14 protein-coding genes and 1 riboswitch are annotated in these 19637 nt (G+C 72.4%); of the genes, 7 read left to right on the forward strand and 7 right to left on the reverse strand.

Features of this window, described 5'->3' with window-relative positions; translation table 11 throughout:
• Window positions 1–190 precede the first annotated feature (190 nt).
• Window positions 191–296, forward strand: a riboswitch (glycine riboswitch).
• A 231-nt stretch (window positions 297–527) separates the two neighbouring features.
• The 4 genes from gcvT (at window position 528) to ACFVU9_RS10915 (ending at window position 5050) form a co-directional block, all read left to right on the forward strand.
• On the forward strand, window positions 528–1649 hold the full coding sequence (gcvT, locus tag ACFVU9_RS10900; protein WP_380441352.1) for a glycine cleavage system aminomethyltransferase GcvT: 1122 nt from the start codon (window positions 528–530) through the stop codon (window positions 1647–1649).
• Window positions 1650–1748: 99 nt separating this feature from the next.
• Window positions 1749–2123 carry a glycine cleavage system protein GcvH gene (gcvH, locus tag ACFVU9_RS10905; protein ID WP_359969324.1) on the forward strand — a complete coding sequence of 125 codons (375 nt, stop codon included), beginning with the start codon at window positions 1749–1751 and terminating at the stop codon, window positions 2121–2123.
• 136 nt (window positions 2124–2259) lie between these two features.
• Window positions 2260–3528, forward strand: a complete 1269-nt coding sequence (glyA, locus tag ACFVU9_RS10910; RefSeq protein WP_380498044.1) for a serine hydroxymethyltransferase — start codon at window positions 2260–2262, stop codon at window positions 3526–3528.
• A gap of 154 nt (window positions 3529–3682) precedes the next feature.
• On the forward strand, window positions 3683–5050 hold the full coding sequence (locus ACFVU9_RS10915; protein WP_387592069.1) for an L-serine ammonia-lyase: 1368 nt from the start codon (window positions 3683–3685) through the stop codon (window positions 5048–5050).
• 81 nt (window positions 5051–5131) lie between these two features.
• Here the strand turns inward: ACFVU9_RS10915 and ACFVU9_RS10920 are convergent, their stop codons facing one another.
• From ACFVU9_RS10920 to ACFVU9_RS10945, 6 genes are all read right to left on the reverse strand, one after another.
• On the reverse strand, window positions 5132–5413 hold the full coding sequence (locus ACFVU9_RS10920) for a hypothetical protein (protein WP_387592072.1): 282 nt from the start codon (window positions 5411–5413) through the stop codon (window positions 5132–5134).
• A 135-nt stretch (window positions 5414–5548) separates the two neighbouring features.
• Window positions 5549–6490 (reverse strand): DMT family transporter, encoded by a 942-nt coding sequence (locus ACFVU9_RS10925; RefSeq protein WP_387592075.1) that lies wholly within the window; start codon window positions 6488–6490, stop codon window positions 5549–5551.
• 554 nt (window positions 6491–7044) lie between these two features.
• Window positions 7045–7602: an ATP-binding protein gene (locus ACFVU9_RS10930; protein ID WP_380441343.1), complete on the reverse strand. Its 558-nt coding sequence runs from the start codon at window positions 7600–7602 to the stop codon at window positions 7045–7047.
• A gap of 160 nt (window positions 7603–7762) precedes the next feature.
• Window positions 7763–8977 carry an Ig-like domain-containing protein gene (locus ACFVU9_RS10935; RefSeq protein WP_380441341.1) on the reverse strand — a complete coding sequence of 405 codons (1215 nt, stop codon included), beginning with the start codon at window positions 8975–8977 and terminating at the stop codon, window positions 7763–7765.
• A gap of 200 nt (window positions 8978–9177) precedes the next feature.
• The gene (locus ACFVU9_RS10940; RefSeq protein ID WP_380441339.1) at window positions 9178–10416 is read right to left on the reverse strand and encodes an Ig-like domain-containing protein; all 1239 of its coding nucleotides are present in this window, start codon (window positions 10414–10416) and stop codon (window positions 9178–9180) included.
• A 168-nt stretch (window positions 10417–10584) separates the two neighbouring features.
• Window positions 10585–11826, reverse strand: coding sequence for an Ig-like domain-containing protein (locus tag ACFVU9_RS10945; RefSeq protein ID WP_387592079.1), 1242 nt, complete (start codon window positions 11824–11826; stop codon window positions 10585–10587).
• A gap of 255 nt (window positions 11827–12081) precedes the next feature.
• Between ACFVU9_RS10945 and glgX the strand changes: the two genes are divergently transcribed.
• Window positions 12082–14286, forward strand: a complete 2205-nt coding sequence (glgX, locus tag ACFVU9_RS10950; protein ID WP_387592082.1) for a glycogen debranching protein GlgX — start codon at window positions 12082–12084, stop codon at window positions 14284–14286.
• Between the two features lie 11 nt (window positions 14287–14297).
• Here the strand turns inward: glgX and ACFVU9_RS10955 are convergent, their stop codons facing one another.
• The gene (locus ACFVU9_RS10955) at window positions 14298–15725 is read right to left on the reverse strand and encodes a family 2B encapsulin nanocompartment shell protein (protein ID WP_387592085.1); all 1428 of its coding nucleotides are present in this window, start codon (window positions 15723–15725) and stop codon (window positions 14298–14300) included.
• Between the two features lie 233 nt (window positions 15726–15958).
• Here ACFVU9_RS10955 and ACFVU9_RS10960 point away from each other — a divergent pair, with 233 nt between their 5' ends.
• Window positions 15959–17761 carry an ABC transporter ATP-binding protein gene (locus ACFVU9_RS10960; RefSeq protein ID WP_387592088.1) on the forward strand — a complete coding sequence of 601 codons (1803 nt, stop codon included), beginning with the start codon at window positions 15959–15961 and terminating at the stop codon, window positions 17759–17761.
• Entirely contained in the window at window positions 17758–19614 is a 1857-nt protein-coding gene (locus tag ACFVU9_RS10965) for an ABC transporter ATP-binding protein (protein WP_387592091.1), read from the forward strand. The genes ACFVU9_RS10960 and ACFVU9_RS10965 overlap by 4 nt, the downstream gene beginning before the upstream one ends.
• The last annotated feature ends 23 nt before the right edge of the window (window positions 19615–19637 follow it).

A 19637-nucleotide genomic window follows, 5' to 3' on the forward strand; every position in this document is an offset into this window, starting at 1 on the left:
CTGCCGGTCGGCCGCCCACTGCTGCCGACGCGCAGCAGTCTAGGGTGCGTGTTCCCTTGTGTGGCGTGTGGCCGGGTCCCCTGTGGGGTGTGACCGGGTCCCCCCTCCCATCGGTGCCGCGGACGTGCCATGATGTGCGCGTCCGACGGCGTCGTGCGCAGTCGGCCCCACTAACTCCATACCGGCCGCTCGAACCCGCGCGGGAGAGTCCGGAGTGCCCCGTCTGGTGGCACGGCCGGCGCCGAAGGAGCAAGTCCTCCCCGGAATCTCTCAGGCCCCCCTACCGCACGGGTTAGGCACATCTGGAAAGCGGCGCACGGCCTGTCGTGCGCCCACCCACGGTGCAAGCCGCCATCCTGTCCGGAAAGCTGGAAACAGCGACGGGCCGCTGCGCGGTGAAGCTCTCAGGTTCGACGACAGATGGGGAGACCCACGCCGCCGCATGCCCGCGCGCAGGAGTCGGTCCCCGAGCGGGTCCGGTCCGGCGCGTGCACCCCTGAGTGCCCAGACCGAGGAGTTCCCAGGCCATGTCGTCCCTCCGCCTCACCGCGCTCGACGCGCTGCACCGCGCCCTCGGCGCGACCATGACCGACTTCGCCGGCTGGGACATGCCGCTGCGTTACGGCAGCGAGCGCGAGGAGCACCTCGCCGTCCGCACCAAGGCCGGTCTGTTCGACCTGTCCCACATGGGCGAGATCACCGTGACCGGCCCGCAGGCCGGCGAGATGCTGGACCACGCGCTGGTCGGCTTCGTCTCCGCCCTCGGCGTGCTGCGCGCCCGCTACACCATGATCTGCGCCGAGGACGGCGGCATCCTGGACGACCTGATCGTCTACCGCCTGCGCGAGGACTCCTTCCTCGTCGTCGCCAACGCCTCCAACGCCCAGCTGGTGCTGGACGAGCTGATCGCCCGCGCCAAGGGCTTCGACGCCGTCGTCACCGACGACCGCGACACCTACGCGCTGATCGCCGTCCAGGGCCCGGAGTCCACCGCGATCCTCGCGAAGACCACCGAGGCCGACCTGCCCGGCCTGAAGTACTACGCGATCCTCCCGGCCCGGGTGGCCGACCGGGACGTGCTGCTCGCCCGCACCGGCTACACCGGCGAGGACGGCTTCGAGATCTTCTGCGCCCCGGCCGACGCCGAGCCGGTCTGGCAGGCGCTGACCGCCGCCGGCGAGGGCCACGGCCTGGTGCCGTGCGGCCTGTCCTGCCGCGACACCCTGCGCCTGGAGGCGGGCATGCCGCTGTACGGGCACGAGCTCTCCACCGACCTGACCCCGTTCGACGCCGGCCTCGGCCGGGTCGTCCGCTTCGACAAGACCACCAACGACGGCGCCTTCGTCGGCCGCAAGGCCCTGGAGAAGGCCGCCGCCGAGGCGGAGTCGACCCCGCCGCGCGTCCTGGTGGGCCTGGTCTCCGAGGGCAAGCGCGTGCCGCGCGCCGAGTACACGGTGGTCTCCGCCGACGGCGCCCCGATCGGCCGGATCACCTCGGGCGCGCCGTCCCCGACGCTGGGCAAGCCGATCGCGATCGCCTACGTCGACGCGGCCCACGCCGCCCCCGGCACCGCCGTCGCGGTGGACGTGCGCGGCAAGCACGAGCCGGTCGAGGTCGTCGCCCTGCCGTTCTACAAGCGCGCCCGCTGAGGATCTTCCCGGGCCCTCGGTCACCACTGATCCGCGACGAAGCCGTCCGCGCGGCGGCCCGCTTCGTCGTACCCGCTTCCCATCCTGGAGAATGACGCCATGAGCAACCCCCAGCACCTGCAGTACACCAAGGAGCACGAGTGGCTGACGGCCGCCGAGGACGGTGTCTCGACGGTCGGCATCACCAAGCACGCCGCGGACGCGCTCGGTGACATCGTCTACGTGCAGCTGCCCGAGGTCGGCGACGAGGTGACCGCCGGCGAGACCTGCGGCGAGCTGGAGTCCACCAAGTCGGTCAGCGACCTGTACTCCCCGGTGACCGGCGAGGTCGTCGAGGTCAACCAGGACGTCCTGGACGACAACGCCCTGGTCAACAGCGCCCCGTTCGAGGGCGGCTGGCTGTTCAAGGTCAAGGTGGAGTCCACCGACGAGCTGCTCAGCGCCGACGAGTACACCGCCTTCATCGGCGGCTGACCAGGCCCTTGGCGCGGCGGGCCGCAGCGCGGCGGCCCGCCCCCCTCACCGCCCACCCGTCACCCGCCGCCGCCCTTCCGAGGGCGCACTTCGCGCGGCGGTCCCGATTCCTCCTTCGCCCCGGGAAGACCACACCATGACGGTTCTCAACGAATCCCTGCACTCGCTCGACCCGGAGATCGCCGCCGCGGTCGACGCCGAGCTGCACCGCCAGCAGACCACCCTGGAAATGATCGCCTCCGAGAACTTCGCCCCGGTGGCGGTCATGGAGGCCCAGGGCTCGGTGCTCACCAACAAGTACGCCGAGGGCTACCCCGGCCGCCGCTACTACGGCGGCTGCGAGCACGTCGACGTCGTCGAGCAGATCGCGATCGACCGCATCAAGGCCCTGTTCGGCGCCGAGCACGCCAACGTCCAGCCGCACTCGGGCGCGCAGGCCAACGCCGCCGCGATGTTCGCGCTGATCCAGCCGGGCGACACCATCCTGGGCCTGAGCCTGGCCCACGGCGGTCACCTGACCCACGGCATGAAGATCAACTTCTCCGGCAAGCTCTACAACGTGGCCGCGTACCACGTCGACGAGAAGAGCGGCCAGGTCGACATGGCCGAGGTCGAGCGCCTCGCCAAGGAGCACCAGCCGAAGCTGATCATCGCCGGCTGGTCCGCCTACCCGCGCCAGCTCGACTTCGCCGAGTTCCGCCGCATCGCCGACGAGGTCGGCGCCCTGCTCATGGTGGACATGGCGCACTTCGCCGGCCTGGTGGCCGCGGGCCTGCACCCGAACCCGGTGCCGTACGCGGACGTCGTCACCACCACGACCCACAAGACCCTGGGCGGCCCGCGCGGCGGCGTCATCCTGTCGAAGGCCGAGTGGGCCAAGAAGATCAACTCCGCGGTCTTCCCCGGCCAGCAGGGCGGTCCGCTGGAGCACGTGATCGCGGGCAAGGCCGTCGCGTTCAAGGTCGCCGCGTCCGAGGAGTTCAAGGAGCGCCAGCAGCGCACCCTGGACGGCGCCCGGATCCTCGCCGAGCGCCTGCTGCAGGCCGACGTCGCCGAGGCCGGCGCCTCCGTGCTGTCCGGCGGCACCGACGTGCACCTGGTGCTGGTCGACCTGCGCAACAGCCAGCTCGACGGCCAGCAGGCCGAGGACCGCCTCCACGAGGTCGGCATCACGGTCAACCGCAACGCGATCCCGAACGACCCGCGCCCGCCGATGGTCACCTCCGGCCTGCGCATCGGCACCCCGGCCCTCGCCACCCGCGGCTTCGGCGCCGAGGACTTCCGCGAGGTCGCCGACATCATCGCCGAGGCCCTCAAGCCGGGCTTCGACGAGACCGTCGCCGCCGGCCTGAAGGCCCGCGTCACCGCGCTGGCCGAGAAGTACCCGCTCTACCCGAACCTCTGATCGCCGGGGGTGGGTGACCGGCCTCACGCCGGTCGTCCACGGGAGTTTCCGGGGCACCGCGCACACTGGAAAGACGCGCGGTGCCCCTCCTCATGCTGCGCCTACGCACAGCAACGCAATGTCCGTCCACGAGACCAGACAAGGACGTCCCCCCGTGGCCCTCAGTGTCTTCGACCTTTTCTCCATCGGTATCGGCCCGTCGAGCTCCCACACGGTCGGCCCGATGCGCGCCGCCCGGATGTTCGCCCGGCGGCTGCGGTCCGAAGGCCTGCTGCCCGGGGTGGTGAGCGTCCGCGCCGAGCTGTACGGCTCGCTCGGCGCCACCGGCCACGGCCACGGCACCCCGAAGGCCGTCCTGCTCGGCCTGGAGAACAACTCCCCGCGCACGGTCGACGTCGACCAGGCCGACCGGGACGTCGAGCGGATCACCGCCGAGAAGCGGCTCAGCCTGCTCGGCGAGCACCCGATCGACTTCGATCCCGACACCCAGCTGATCCTGCACCGGCGCCGCTCGCTGCCGTACCACGCCAACGGGATGACCCTGTGGGCGTTCGCGGCCGACGGCTCGACGCTGCTGGAGAAGACCTACTACTCGGTCGGCGGCGGCTTCGTCGTCGACGAGGACGCGATCGGCGCCGACCGGGTCAAGCCGGACGACACCGCGCTGAAGTACCCCTTCCGCACCGGCGAGGAGCTGCTGCGCCTCACCCGCGAGACCGGGCTGTCGATCTCCGGCCTGATGCTGGAGAACGAGAAGGCCTGGCGCAACGAGGAGGAGATCCGCACCGGGCTGCTGGAGATCTGGCAGGTCATGCAGGAGTGCGTCCGCGCCGGCATGTCCCGCGAGGGCATCCTGCCGGGCGGCCTCAAGGTGCGCCGCCGGGCGGCGGCCGCGGCCCGCGCGCTGCGCGCCGAGGGCATCGGCCCGGCCAACGCGATGGAGTGGGTGACGCTCTACGCGATGGCGGTCAACGAGGAGAACGCCTCCGGCCGCCGGGTGGTCACCGCGCCGACCAACGGTGCGGCCGGGATCATCCCCGCCACCCTGCACTACTACCTGAACTTCATCCCGGGCGCCGACGACGACGGCATCGTCCGCTTCCTCCTCGCGGCCGGCGCGATCGGCATGCTGTTCAAGGAGAACGCCTCCATCTCCGGCGCCGAGGTCGGCTGCCAGGGCGAGGTCGGCTCCGCCTGCTCGATGGCCGCGGGCGGCCTCGCCGAGGTCCTCGGCGGCTCCCCCGAGCAGGTCGAGAACGCCGCCGAGATCGGCATCGAGCACAACCTCGGCCTCACCTGCGACCCGGTCGGCGGCCTGGTCCAGATCCCGTGCATCGAGCGCAACGGCATGGCGTCCGTCAAGGCCGTCACCGCCGCCCGCATGGCCCTGCGCGGCGACGGCCGGCACCACGTCTCGCTCGACAAGGCGATCAAGACGATGAAGGAGACCGGCGCCGACATGAAGATCAAGTACAAGGAGACCTCCCGCGGCGGCCTCGCCGTGAACGTCATCGAGTGCTGATCGCCCCGGCGTGACGGCGGGCCCCCGGACGGCGTGACCGTCCGGGGGCCCGTTCGTCTGCGGCGGCCGGCCCGCCTGCCGCTATTCCTGCGCCGCGCGGCGGCAGGCGTTGCCGGCGATGACGGCCGGGACGTAGTCCTCCCGCAGGAGGTGGTAACAGCTCTGGAAGGCAGCCTGTCCCCCGGCCGCGCCGATCAGGCAGGCGTCCTCCGCGATCTGGGCGTCGGCGTCCGGCTTGTTCTCCAGGACGTAGTAGAAGCAGCCCTGCGGGGTCGCGCTCGCGGCCGGCGCGAGGGCGACGACACCACCCAGCGCGAGGGTGAGGCCGGTGGCCGCGGCGGCGATCCGTCGTACGAGCTTCATGGTCGGCAAATCCTTCCGGTCGTCACGGAGTCGGCGGACGAAGGACGAACGCTTCGTCCACCAACTCCCGGTCCCGGCAAGAGATACCGAAGTGGCCCGCCGACCGCCCGGGGCCGCGCCGACGACCCGCCAAGATCACCCGAAGGCGAGGAAGGCCAGCCCGGCGGCCAGGATGCCGAGGCCCGACCACGAGACGGCCGGCAGCCGTTCGCCGAGCACCGCGACGCCGAGGAGGGCGGCGACGGCGGGCTCGGCGAGGGTGAGCGTCGTGGCGGTCTGGGCCGTGGTGCGGCGCAGGCCGTGGCCGAAGAGGCGGTACGCGAGGAAGGTCGTGATCACGGCCAGGTGGAGCACGACGGCCGCCCCCCGGAGCGAGACGAGCCAGGGCCCGCCGCCGAACACCAGGACGGGCAGCACGAGCACCGCGGCCGCGCCGAACATCGCGCCCATCACCCCGCCCGACGCGTGCCCGCGCGCGATCAGCGCGCCCCCGATGAGCGAGTACGCGGCGTACGAGAGCCCGGAGAGGGCGGCCAGCAGGACGCCGAGGAGGTCCACGGGCGCGCCGGCGCCGGTGAGTTCGGGTCCGAGGACGAGCACCGCGCAGCCGAGGACGGCGGCGGCGGTGGCGACGGCCCACCGGGTGCCCGGTAGCTGCCGCCCGGCGATCCAGCCGAGGAGACCGGTGAACACGGGGGCGCTGCCGAGCGCGATCACGGTGGAGACGGCGACGCCGGTGCGCGTCACGGCCGGGTAGAACGTGAGCGGGTAACCCACCACCGCGACGGCGCCGAGGGCGAGCAGCCGGCGCTCGCCGCGGGTGCACGCCCCGGGCAGGGCGCGGGCGTCGCGGCTGGAGAGGAACAGGAGGAGCCCGCCGAGGACGAGCGCGGCGGCCCCGAGGACCGCCGGGGGCGCACCGGCGGGCGCGAGGGAGCTCGCCGTCCCGGTGGTGCCCCAGAGCACGGCGGCGGCCAGGATCGGCAGCGGACCGCGCAGGCGGCCGGGGGCGGTGGGAGCCGCCGGGGTGGCGGGGGCGGGGCGGGAGGGCGTGCGGGTACGGGTGCGGTTCGGCACAGTGGTGAACTTCCGTCGTCGAAGACCGTCTTGGGACTGGTTTCGAAAACGGGCGCACGCGACGGACCCCCGGCGGCAGGGGCCGGCCGGGGCCGCGGGTCAGATCACCTGCGCGCGCCCGCTCAGGCGCGGAGCGGTGGCAGCGCGACGCGCCAGTACGGGTTCACGCCCCCGATGCTACGTCAACGGCGCATGGTGCACGCTCGCCCGAAAGCGTTAACGGCCGCCCCCACCCACACAGGGATGGCGACACCGGTCGGGCGGCCCCCTCGGGGGCGATCATTTATGAATATTCACAGGCAACATCGTTAACCTATGCAAATTCCCAAGGTGAAGTAGGTTACAAACCTTTCAATCCAAGCTGCCCGGTTTGCCCACATGCTGAGATCCGTGCCATAGTCGACACATCGGACTTCGACTGGCCCGACCTGGCACAGTCGACGCCCATCGCGCGGCACGCACCCCCTTGGCCGGCGCGATGACCTGCACGGGCCCCCAACCGCCGGACCACGGCGATTCCAGGGGGCCCTGCGTGTTTTCCGGACCCTGCCGCGTCAGTGGCGCTCGCGGATCTTCAGCTCGAACCAGACGCCCTTGCCCCGCGGCAGCAGGTCCGCACCCCACCGGTCGGCGAGGTCGTCGACCACCTTCAGGCCGCGCCCCCGCTCGGTGACGGGCAGCGGCTCGGCGAGGATCACGCAGGGCAACGCCCTTGAGGAGTCCCGGACTTCGACCCGCAGCCAGCCCGGCTTGCGGATCACCTGGAGCCCGATCGTGCGGCCGGCGGCGTGCCGAACGGCGTTGGAGACGAGCTCGCTGGTGAGTAACTCCCCCGCCTCCAGGTGCTGGTGGAGGTCCCAGGACTCCAGGACGGAGAGCACCAGCCGGCGGGCCACCTGAGCGGACTCCGCCCGGGACGGCAGCCGCACCTCGCCCGGCGCGGACTGGTCGCACAGCCTGCCGAAGTACATCTCCTCCAGTTCCCCGGAGCTGAGCCGCTCCAGCGCCGACAGCGCGCCCGGGACGTCGATCCAGGACGCCTCCGCGACCATTCCGGCTCCCGGAACTGATGACTGATCTGTTTCGCCCCAACCCGCCATGCGACCCATCATTGCGGAACGCAAGCAGCCGCGTACGGACAATGAGCAAACGATCACGACCGATTCGGCATATGCCCCGTGCAAGAGGGGGCGACGGGCGGGCGGCAAAACGACGACCCGGGACCGGCACGAGGCCGGTCCCGGGTCGCGGGGAACGCGTGGTGCCCGGTGGCTACCAGGAGGCCCAGGGCAGGCTCCAGCCGCTCAGACCGTTCGACGGGTCGAGCGTCTCGCTCTTGCTGGAGTTCTTCACGATCACGACGTCGCCGACGATCGAGCCGTCGTAGAACTTGCCCATCGAGGTGGAGTCGCCGCCGCCCTTGACGTCCTTGAGGCCGACGCAGCCGTGGCTGACGTTGTCCTCGCCGAAGGCGTCCGACCAGTAGTTGCCGTGGATGTAGGTGCCCGAGTCGGTGAGGCGCATCGAGTGCGGCACCTGGAGGTCGTACGGCGCGCCGGTCATCCCGGGCAGGGTGCTGGACTGCATCCGCACCACGCCCTCCTTGGACTCGATGACCATGGTGCCGTTCCAGGTCGGGTGCGCGTCCGAGCCGGAGGTGATGTCGATGTCGGAGGACTGGCCGTCCCGCACGACCGTCATCCTGTGGGTCTTGGCGTCGACGGTGGACACCTGCGAGCGCCCGATGGTGAAGGGCTCGTCGCGGTCGCTGCCGTAGACGCCGGGGGCGATCTCGACGCTGCCCAGGTGGTAGTGCACCGTCACCTTGGTACCGGACTTCCAGTACTCGGCGGGGCGGAAGTCCAGCCGGCGGTCGCCGAACCAGTGGCCCTTCACCTCGGTGCCGTTGCTGCTCTCGAAGGTGATGCCCTTGAGGACCGCGTCCTTGTTCTTGACGTCCTTGCTGAAGTTCACCGAGACGATCATGCCGACGCCGTACGTCGCGTTGTTGTCGACGTTGTCGGCGGCCTTGGCCAGCGCCGTCGGGGTCAGCGTGGTGAAGCTGCTGTCGGCCTGCGCCACGGCGCCGTTGGCGTCCGCGGCCATCGCGCTCACCTGGTAGGAGGTGCCGACCGCGAGCCCGGCGGACGGGGTCCAGCTGGAGCCGTCGGCGGCGATCGTGCCGGGTATCTCCTTGCCGCTCTTGTCGCTCACCTTCACGGTGGTGAGCTTGCCGCCCGTCGCGCCGACCTTCAGCGCGTCCGGCGCGACGTCGACCGAGCCGGTCTTCGGCTCGATGGACACCACGGCCTGCGACGTCTTCGGCGCCGCGCTCGTGCCGGCCGCCGAGGGAGCCGCGGAGGCCGCGCCGCCCCCGAGGTCGGCCTTGGCCGCGCTCCCGCCGCCGTCGTTGTTGTTGCACGCCGCCGTCAGGACCATCATTCCGCCGACCAGACCGACGGCCATCACCCTGCGTATCGACTTCACGTCGATCCCTCCCTCAAACACCCCGTTCGGACCCAGCGGGCCCGACCAATACACGCGCTGGCCACCGGAAAGGTTGCGCCATTCGAGGGGCTTCGCGCTCGGAAAACGCCGGCGGCCCGACCCCAACGGGTGAGGATCGGGCCGCTCGACGGAAAAGCAGTGACGATACGGGACTACCCGGGCCTATTGCCGGGTAAGTCCTACCAGTTCGCCCAGGCGACGTTCCAGCCGCCCAGCCCGTTGGAGGGCGAGACGGTCTTCTCCTTGGTGTTCACTACCTTGACGACGTCGCCGACCATCGAGTCGTTGTAGAACCTGCCGGCGACCGAGGAGTCGCTGCCGCCCTGCACGTCCGACATCGCGACGCAGCCGTGGCTGCCGTTCAGGTTCCCGAACGGGTTGTTCTTGGCCCAGTAGTTCCCGTGCACGAACGTGCCGGACGTGGTCAGCCGCATCGCGTGCGGCACGTCCTGGATGTCGTACTCGCCGCCGAGACCGACGGTCTGCGAGTTCATCCGGGTGACCTTCTCCTTGGACATGATCACCATGGTGCCGCCCCAGGACGGCGTCGCGTCCGCGCCCAGCGTGACCGGCACGGTGGTGCTCTTGCCGTCCCGCTCGACGGTCATCTGGTGCGTCTTGGCGTCCGCGGTGGAGACCATCGAGCGCCCGATGGTGAAGGGCTCGTCCTTGTCCACGTCGCCGTAGACACCGGGCGACACCTCGACGTTCTTCAACCGGTACTTGATGGTGACCTTGGTGCCCGGCTTCCAGTACTCCGCCGGACGGAAGTCCACCCGGCGGTCGCCGAACCAGTGGCCCTTCACCTCGGTGCCGTTGCTGCTCTCGAAGGTGATGCCCTTGACGACGGCGTCCTTGTTCTTGACGTCCTTCGTGAAGTTCACCGAGACGATCATGCCGACGCCGTAGGTGGCGCCGTCGCTGATGTTGTCGTTGGTGGAGACCTTCTTCTCCGGCGTCAGCGTCGTGAACGTCGTCGTGGACGCGGCCACCAGGCCGTCGGCGTCCTTGGCCTGCGCGTTCACCTTGTACGCCATGCCGACGGCGAGCGCCGCCGCGGGCTTCCAGCCGGTGCCGTCCGGGGTGATCGCGCCCTCGACCGGCTTGCCGTCCTTGTCGGTCACCTCGACCGACGTGAGCTTGCCGTTGGACACGCCCACCTGCAGCCCGTTGCTCGGCGCGACGTCCTGGGCGCCGTCCTTCGGTGCCACGGCCAGCACCGCGGCCGAGGTCTTCGGTGCGGCCTGCGAGGCCGCCGGGGCCGCGGCGCCGTCGGCCGCCGTCGTGCTGCCCCCCGACGCCTTGTCGCCGCCCCCGTTGTCGTCGTTGCAGGCCGCGGTGAGCAGCAGCACCCCGCCCATGGCCAGTGCCACCGCACCCCTGCGTATCGCGGCGCCGGCCGTCGTACCCGTCTTCACGGTTTCTCCCCTCCCGGTATTCACTCACTTGACGCGGCGAGTGCCCCCGAAAGTTGCACCGGGCGCCGATCTTTCGCGCCGGGTCCCGGCACGTCGGAGCAGGATAACCGGGCCGTCCGGGTGAACTCCGGGGGGAGGTGGGTGAAGCAGTCGTGAAGGCTCCCGGCGCTAGTGGGACGGCGGCAGCGCGCTGCCGGCCACCCACTGGGCCCACGGCACGTTCCAGTCGTTGAGCCCGTTCTGCGGCGGCACGACGTCCCCGGCGGAGGCCTTCACCTCCAGCACGTCCCCCGGGATGGTGTGCTCGAACAGCCAGCCGGCCGGGGTGTCCTTGCCCGTCCCGCCCTTGGTGTCGGCGAGGCCGATGCAGCCGTGGCTGGTGTTCGCGGTGCCGAACACCCCGGGATCCGCCCAGTAGTTGCCGTGGATGAAGGTGCCGGAGGCGGTCAGCCGCATCGCGTGCGGGACGTCCTTGATGTCGTACTCGTCGCCCATGCCGACGGTCTGCGAGTTCATCCGGGTCTCCCGGTACTTCTCCGACACCACCAGCACCCCCCGGTAGGTGGAGTGGTCGGGGCTGCCACCGGACACCTTCAGCACCCGCAGCACCTTGCCGCCCTGGCCGGAGCGGACGGTCAGGGTGTGCGCGTCGAGGTCCACCGTGGACACCTGGGCCCGGCCGACCGTGAAGCGCAGGTCCTTGGTCTGGGTGCCGAACTCCCCCGGCGCGCCCTGCACGTCCTTCAGCCGCAGCTCCACCGTGACCTTCGTCCCGGCCGCCCAGTACCGCTGCGGGCGGAAGTCCAGCCGCTGGCCGCCGAACCAGTGCGCGGCCACCGGGACGGGCGGGTCCGCGCTCACCCGCACCGCCCGCTCCACCGCCGCCCGGTCGGTGACCGGACGGCTGAAGCGCAGCGAGACGGGCATCCCGACACCCACCGTGGAGCCGTCCTCGGGGGTGAAGAAGGCGACGAAGGTGTGCGCGCGGGCGACGGTCGAGAACGCCGAGTGCTGGGCCGCCTTCTGGCCCTGCCCGTCCTCGGCGACGGCGTCCAGGGTGTACGCGGTGCCGAGCGGCAGCGGGCCGTCCGGCGTCCACGCCGCGCCGTCCGGGGCGACGGTGCCGGGGACCTCGGTGCCCCTGCTGTCGGCGAGCCGGACGGAGACCAGCCTGCCCTGCGCGACCGTCACCCGCACCGGCCCGTCCGGCGGCACGTCCTGGGCGCCGTCGGCGGGGAGGGCGGCGAGCACCGCCCGGGACGGCGGCGGGGGCGGGGTGTGCACCCCGGGCGGGGCCCCGTCGTTGGCGGGCGCGGCCGGGGTGCCGCCGCTGCCGCAGCTCGTGAGCGTGGCCAGGCACCAGGCCACCGCCACCGCCCGCCGCGCCCAAACCCGTCCTCGGCGCCGCATTCCGGGGGCCTCCAGCCGTGTCGTTCCGATATCCGGAACAACGAGGAGCCCCGGGACCGGACACGGCGGCGCGGGCCGGCCGGCGCCCGCCCCCCGGGCCGCGCGGGCGCCCCGCGCCGACCCGGGCACCCCACGGCCCGCACCCCTCGGCCGCCATCCGCCGGTAAGCCCCCGTTCAGCCGCTTCCGATCAGTGCAAACCGGGAATGAGGAAGGGCACGGGGTCCGGGACACCCCGGCCAGGGAGGGCACGGCCATGGCGTCAGGGCAGGAGCTGGAAGCCGGTGTGCGGACGCGCGGCGGACGGACCGCCGAGCCACCGTGGCCCGGCGACTGGCAGCCGCTCGGCGCCCGCTTCCGCACCGACCGGCTCGGCGGCCCCGGCACCAACTTCGCGCTCTGGGCGGCCGGCGCCGAGGCCGTCGACCTGTGCCTGTTCGACGAGGACGGCAAGGAGAGCCGGCACCGCCTCACCGAACAGGACTTCCAGATCTGGCACGGCTTCCTGCCCGGCGTGCGCCCCGGCACGCGGTACGGCTTCCGCGTGCACGGCCGCTGGGACCCGTGGACCGGCGCCCGCTGGAACCCGGCCAAGCTGCTGCTCGACCCGTACGCCCGCGCCGTCGACGGCTGTTACACCTCCCACGACGCGGCCAGCGGCGCCGTCCGCAACTGGCCCGAGGCGGACGTCGCCGACACCGTCCGGGACAACCGCGACTCCGCCCGCTACGTGCCCAGATCCGTCGTCGTCCACGACGACGACGACTGGTACGACGACCACCGCCCGAAGACCCCGTGGGCCGAGACCGTCCTCTACGAACTGCACGTCCGCGGCTTCACCATGCGCCACCCCGACGTCCCGCCCCACCTGCGCGGCACCTACGCGGGCCTGGCCCACCCCGCCGCCGTCGCCCACCTGACCCGCCTCGGCGTCACCGCCGTCGAACTGCTGCCGGTCCACCAGCACGCCAGCGAGGACCACCTCCAGGCCCGCGGCCTGGCCAACTACTGGGGCTACAACACCGTCGGGTTCTTCGCCCCGCACGCCGGCTACTCCGCCTCCGGCTCGCGCGGCGGCCAGGTCGGCGAGTTCAAGCGGATGGTCCGCGCCCTGCACGCCGCCGGGATCGAGGTGATCCTCGACGTCGTGTTCAACCACACCGCCGAGGGCGCCGAACTCGGGCCCACGCTCTCGCTGCGCGGCATCGACAACGCCGCCTACTACCGCCTCGCCCCGCACCGTCCGCGCGGCTACGCCGACTACACCGGCTGCGGCAACACCCTGGACACCCGGCGCCCGCAGGTGATCCGGCTGATCACCGACTCGCTGCGGTACTGGGTCACCGAGATGGGCGTGGACGGCTTCCGCTTCGACCTCGCCGCCGCCCTCGCCCGCGCCGGCGACGGCGTCGACATGGAGCACCCGTTCCTCGCCGCCGTCTCCCAGGACCCCCTCCTCAGCCGGGTCAAGCTGATCGCCGAGCCGTGGGACGTCGGCCCGGGCGGCTACCAGGTCGGCGGCTTCCCCCCGCTGTGGGCCGAGTGGAACGACAAGTACCGGGACACCGTCCGGGACTTCTGGCGCGGCGCCCGCCCGGACGTCCGTGAGCTCGGCTACCGGCTCTCCGGCTCCTCCGACCTCTACCAGCGCGGCGGACGGCGCCCGTACGCCTCCGTCAACTTCGTCACCGCGCACGACGGCTTCACCCTGCGCGACCTCGTCAGCTACGACCGCAAGCACAACGAGGCCAACGGCGAGGCCAACCGGGACGGCACCGACGACAACCGCTCCTGGAACCACGGCGTCGAGGGCGAGACCGACGACCCGGACGTCACCGCCCTGCGGCTGCGCCAGCTGCGCAACCTGCTGGCCACGCTGCTGCTCTCCACCGGCGTGCCGATGCTCACCGCCGGCGACGAGTTCGGCCGCACCCAGGGCGGCAACAACAACGCCTACTGCCAGGACAACGAGGTCAGCTGGCTGGACTGGTCCCTGCTGCGCGAGCCCGGCTGGCGGGACCTGTGCGACCTGACCGCCCGCCTGGTGCGGCTGCGCCGCGCCCACCCGGTGCTGCGGCAGCGGGCGTTCTTCTCCGGCCGGGCCGCCGTCCCGGGCGGCCTGCCGGACCTCGCCTGGTTCACGCCGCTCGGCAAGGAGATGACCGAGGCCGACTGGTTCGCCCCGACGGCCTGCCTCGGCATGCTGCTGTCCGGTGCCGCGATGTCCGAACGGGACGGCGCCGGGCGGCCGTCGCACGACGACAGCTTCCTGCTGCTTTTCAACGCCGGCCACGAACCGGTCGTCTTCACCCTCCCCGGCGAGCCCTGGGCCGCGCCGGAGGCCGCGTACGGGACGGTCGTCGACACGGCCGCCCCGGGCACCGGCGAACCGCACCCGCGGGGGGCCGTCGTGCTGGGCGGGCGCTCGCTCCAGCTGCTGCGCGCGCCCGCCCCGGAGTGATCCGGCGCGCGTCAGCCGCGCGCGTGGCCCACCTCGACGTTCTCCAGCACGCCGATCGCGTCCGGCACCAGCACCGCCGCCGAGTAGTAGGCGCTGACCAGGTAGGACGCGATCGCCTTCTCGTCGATGCCCATGAACCGGACGTTCAGCCCGGGCTCGTACTCGTCCGGGATGCCGATCTGGTTGAGGCCGATGACGCCCTGGTTGTCCTCGCCCACGCGCATCGCGATGAAGGACGTGGTGCCGGTGTCCGCCACCGGGATCTTGTCGCACGGGAAGATCGGCACCCCGCGCCAGGTCGGCCGGTGCTTGCCCGCGACGTCGACGGTGCCGGGGTGGATGCCGCGCCTGTTGCACTCCCGCCCGAACGCCGCGATCGCCCGCGAGGGGGCGAACAGGTAGTCGGTGTCGCGGCGCATGGCGAGCAGCTCGTCCAGGTCGTCCGGGGTGGGCGGGCCGGAGTGGGTCTGGATGCGCTGGTCGAAGTCGGTGTTGCTCAGCAGCCCGAAGTCGGGGTTGTTGATCAGCTCGTGCTCCTGGCGCTCGCGCAGCGCCTGGACGGTCAGCCGCAGCTGCTGCTCGGTCTGGTTCATCGGCTGGTTGTAGAGGTCGGCGACCCTGGTGTGCACCTTCAGGACGGTCTGCGCGACGCTCAACTCGAACTCGCGCGGCCGCAGTTCGTAGTCCACGAAGGCGCCGGGCAGCTCGAACTCGCCCTCGTGGCCCGCCGACAGGTCGATGTTCGCCTCGCCGTGCGGGTTCTGCGCCTGCGCGGCGTCGGCCGCGAAGCCCAGCAGCTGCTCGCGCAGCGCGTCCGAGCGGTCGACCAGCTCCTGGAACACCGGCCACGAGAGCGCCATCGCGACGCCCGCGGTCGCCGCCTTCACGGTGTACGGCCAGGTGCCGTCCTCCCGGGTGAGGGCCTCGTCGCCGATGTGGTCGCCGTCCGCGAGCGTCCCGACCACCGTCTGCTCGCCGTACTTGCCGGTGCCGAGCCGGTCGACCTTGCCGTGCGCGAGCAGGAACACCTCCTCGATCGGCGACCCCTCCTGCACCAGGACGTCGCCCGGGGCGAAGTCCCGCTGCACGAACCGGCGGGCCAGCTCCTCCAGCACGGCGTCGTCCTCGAAGCCGCGCAGCGCCGGCACCTCGCGCAGCGAGGGGGCGATCACGCTCACCGAGGTGCCGGTCTTGGCGAAGCTCACCCGGCCGCGCCCGGTCGCGTAGCTCAGGCGGCGGTTGACCCGGTACGTACCCGCCTGGACCGGTACCCAGGGCAGCATCCGCAGCAGCCACCGGGAGGTGATCTCCTGCATCTGCGGCTCGGACTTGGTCGTCGTCGCCAGGTTCCGCGCCGCCACCGTGCTGAGGCTGAGCTGTGTCCGCACCTGCACCACCGTGGCGCCCCCCGCGGGGCCCGGCTCGGTCTCGACCGTCATGTCGCATCTCCTACCACTCGCGCATCAGTGACCATCCGTCAGGAGATGTAATCGGCCGATCGGCAGGGGCTCGCAAGAGGCGCTCGACGCACTCCTCCCTGCACGAACCGACACGTGCGCCCCGTCGAACGCCTCCGCCCCACCCGTACGGGTGGCCGGTTCTCGCCGCACCGCGCCGACAGGGGTGAAAAACCTGGTGAGAAATGACGGGAGGTCTGCCTACCCTCACGGCGATGGCCGAGAACCGACAACCCGACGCCCCCGGGACCGCCCACCGCTCCACGGTCCGCTCCCTGCTGCGCCTGTGGCCCTACGCCCGGGCCGTCCGCCGCCGGCTCGCCACCTCCGTGACGGCCGCCGTGCTCGCCATGCTGAGCGTCCTCGGCGTGCCGATCGTGCTCGGCCGGATCGTGGACGGACCCCTGGCCCGGCACGACCTCGCCGGGCTGTGGCCGCTGGTCGGCCTGCTGCTGCTCCTCGGCCTGGTCGAGGCCGGCCTGTTCTACACCCGCCGGGTGGTCCTGGCCCGCCCGCTGGCCGGGCTGGAGACGGCCATGCGCGGCGACCTCTTCGCCAAGCTCCAGCGGCTACCGGTCTCCTTCCACGAACGGTGGGGATCCGGCCAGTTGCTCTCCCGGGCCACCGCCGACATGTACACCATGCGGCTGTTCCTGGCCTTCCCGCTGGTCTTCCTCATCGTCAACTCGGTGATGTTCCTGGCCGGCACGGTGGTGATGTTCACCCAGGACTGGCGGCTCGCCCTGATCGTCGTGCTGCCCGCCGCACCGCTGTTCGTGCTCACCCGGCGCTTCGAGTCCGGCTACTCCGGCGCCTCCCGGCTCGCCCAGGACCGCAACGGCGACCTCGCCACCGTCGTCGAGGAGTCCGTCCTCGGCATCCGCGTCCTCAAGGCCTTCGGCCGCCACCGCTCGATGCACGAGCGGTTCCGCGCCCAGTCCCGGCTGCTGCGCCGCACCGAGCTGCACAAGGCCCACCTGCTGGCGAACCTGTGGGCGGTGATCGTCGGCCTGCCGGAGATCGCCCTCGGCTGCGCCCTCGCCGTCGGCGCCTACCTGGTCGCCCACGACCAGCTCAGCGCGGGCAGCCTGGTCGCCTTCCTCTCCACCGCGCTCGCGCTGCGCTGGCCGGTCGAGTCCCTCGGCTGGCTGCTCGCCTACGCCAACGAGGCCGCCACCGCCACCGACCGCTTCTTCGAGGTCCTCGACGAACCCGAGGAGGAGGACCCGGGCACCGCCACCGGCCTCGGCGCCACCCCGGACGGCATCCGCCTCACCGGCGTCCGCTTCCGCTACCCCGACGCCCCCGACGGCACCCCCGACCTGCTCCGGGGCATCGACCTGCACGTGCGCAGCGGCGAGACGATGGCCCTGGTCGGCGCCACCGGCAGCGGCAAGACCACCCTCACCGCCCTGCTCCCCCGTCTGTACGAGGCCACCGGCGGCACCATCACGCTGGACGGCCGCGACATCCGCGACCTGCCCCGGGAGCGGCTGCGCGAGCTCGTCGCGGTGGCCTTCGAGGAGCCCACCCTGTTCTCGGCGACCGTCCGGGAGAACGTCCTGATGGGCGCCCCCGGCGCGGGCGAGGACCGGCTGCGCTCCGCGCTCGCCACCGCCCAGGCCGGCTTCGTCGACAAGCTCCCGGCCGGGGCGGACACCGAGGTCGGCGAGCAGGGCCTGAGCCTCTCCGGCGGCCAGCGCCAGCGCCTCGCCCTGGCCCGCGCGGTCGTCGGCGACCCGGCCTTCCTCGTCCTCGACGACCCACTGTCCGCCCTCGACGTGCACACCGAGGCCCTGGTCGAACGCGCCCTGCGCGAGGTCCTCTCCGGCACCACCGCCCTGGTGGTCGCCCACCGCCCCAGCACCGTGCTGCTCGCCGACCGGGTCGCGGTGCTCGCGGACGGCCGGATCGAGGCCGTCGGCACCCACCAGGAACTGCTGCGCACCTCCACGCGCTACCGCGAACTGATGACGGGCGAGGCCGCCCTGATCCCCGAGGGGAGCACCTCCCGGTGACCACCACCGCCGAACCCGCCGTCGAACCGGCCGACCCCGCCGGCCCCGCCGCCGAGGAGGAGCTGCCGCCTCCCCCGGACGACGAGGAGGACATCCCCGTCCCGCCCGGCGCGCCCCGGGCGCTGCTGCGCTCGCTGCTCGGCCCGCACCGGGCCCGGATCACCGTCGCGATGGTGGTGATCCTCGTCCAGCAGGCCGCCCTGCAGTCCGGCCCGCTGCTGGTCGCGGTGGCGATGGACCGCGGCATCCCGGCGCTGCGCGAGAACGACGCCGGACCGCTGATCGCGGTGATCGCCGCCTACCTGTGCTTCGCCCTGCTCAGCCCGCTGCTGCAATGGGTGTTCATCAAGATCAGCGCCCGGGTCAACCAGGACATCCTGCTGGAGCTGCGCGGCCGGATCTTCCGGCACGCCCAGCGGCTCAGCCTGGACTTCCACGAGCGCTACACCTCCGGCCGGATCATCTCCCGCGCCACCAGCGACATCGACGCGCTGCGCGAACTGCTCTCCGAAGGCCTCCAGGAGCTGCTGACCGTCTTCCTGTCGGTCTGCTACATCTCGGTGCTGCTCATGGTGCTGGACTGGCGCCTCGGGCTGGCCTCACTGGCCGCCCTGGTGCCGCTCGGCCTGATCGCCCGCTCCTTCCGCACCCGCTCGCGCCGGGTCTACCGCCGCTCGCGGACCTCCGCCGCCTCGATGATCGTCCGCTTCACCGAGACCATGAACGGCATCCGCCCGGTACAGGCCTTCCGCCGCGAGAAGGCCAACGACGCGGCCTTCGCCGTGGTCAACCAGCGCTCCGCCACCGCGACCGCCGACGGCTTCCTGGAGCTCGCCCGCTACGTCGGCCTCTCCCGCACCGCCGCCAACGTCTGGACGGCCGGCGTGGTGCTGCTCGGCGGCCGGCTGGTCGTCGACGGCACGCTGGAACTCGGCGTCCTCACCGCCTTCCTGCTCTACCTGCGCCGCCTGTTCGACCCGATCGACCAGCTCGCGATGTTCCTCAACAGCTACCAGTCGGCCGCCGCCGCGCTGGAGAAGATCGCCGGCCTGCTCGCCCACGAGCCGACCGTCGCCGAGCCGGCCGAGCCCGCCGAACTGCCGCGGGCGGCCGGCAAGGGCCGCGAGGTCTCCTTCGAGGGGACGCGCTTCGCCTACCGCACCGGCAAGGAGGTGCTGCCGCCCTTCGACCTGGTGATCCCCGCCGGACAGACGGTGGCCGTGGTCGGCGCGACCGGCGCGGGCAAGTCGACCGTCGCCAAGCTGCTGGCCCGCTTCTACGACCCGACCGAGGGCCGGATCCGGCTGGACGGCGTCGACCTGCGCGACCTCGCCACCCCCGAACTGCGGCGCGGGGTGGTCATGGTGACCCAGGAGTCCTTCCTGTTCTCCGGCACCGTCGCCGAGAACATCGCGATCGGCCGCCCCGGCGCCACCCGCGCGGAGGTCGAACAGGCCGCCCGGGACATCGGCGCGTACGAGTTCGTCGCCGCGCTCCCGGACGGCTTCGACACCGACGTGCGCAAGCGCGGCGGCCGGATCTCCGCCGGGCAGCGCCAGCTGGTCGCCTTCGCCCGCGCCCTGCTGGCCGACCCGGCGGTGCTGATCCTGGACGAGGCGACCAGCTCGCTGGACGTCCCCGGCGAGCAGGCCGTCCAGCGGGCCATGCGCACGGTGCTGGCGGGCCGGACGGCCGTGATCATCGCGCACCGGCTCTCCACCGTGGAGATCGCCGACCGCGTCCTGGTGATGGACCAGGGCCGGATCGTCGAGGACGGCGGCCCGCAGGAGCTGATCGCCGGCGCCGGCCGCTTCGCCGAACTGCACCAGGCCTGGCGGGACAGCCTGGTCTGAGCCGTCCCGCCGCGGCCCAGCCC

The sequence above is a fragment of the Kitasatospora sp. NPDC057936 genome (genome assembly GCF_042887525.1).
GTDB lineage: Bacteria > Actinomycetota > Actinomycetes > Streptomycetales > Streptomycetaceae > Kitasatospora.

Coding starts and splice junctions, on each gene's coding strand:
- glyA (WP_380498044.1), top strand. CDS start 2,260: ATGACGGTTCTCAACGAATCCCTGCACTCGCTCGACCCGGAGATCGCC.
- ACFVU9_RS10945 (WP_387592079.1), bottom strand. CDS start 11,826: ATGCGGCGCCGAGGACGGGTTTGGGCGCGGCGGGCGGTGGCGGTGGCC.
- ACFVU9_RS10960 (WP_387592088.1), top strand. CDS start 15,959: ATGGCCGAGAACCGACAACCCGACGCCCCCGGGACCGCCCACCGCTCC.
- gcvT (WP_380441352.1), top strand. CDS start 528: ATGTCGTCCCTCCGCCTCACCGCGCTCGACGCGCTGCACCGCGCCCTC.
- ACFVU9_RS10920 (WP_387592072.1), bottom strand. CDS start 5,413: ATGAAGCTCGTACGACGGATCGCCGCCGCGGCCACCGGCCTCACCCTC.
- glgX (WP_387592082.1), top strand. CDS start 12,082: ATGGCGTCAGGGCAGGAGCTGGAAGCCGGTGTGCGGACGCGCGGCGGA.
- gcvH (WP_359969324.1), top strand. CDS start 1,749: ATGAGCAACCCCCAGCACCTGCAGTACACCAAGGAGCACGAGTGGCTG.
- ACFVU9_RS10955 (WP_387592085.1), bottom strand. CDS start 15,725: ATGACGGTCGAGACCGAGCCGGGCCCCGCGGGGGGCGCCACGGTGGTG.
- ACFVU9_RS10930 (WP_380441343.1), bottom strand. CDS start 7,602: ATGATGGGTCGCATGGCGGGTTGGGGCGAAACAGATCAGTCATCAGTT.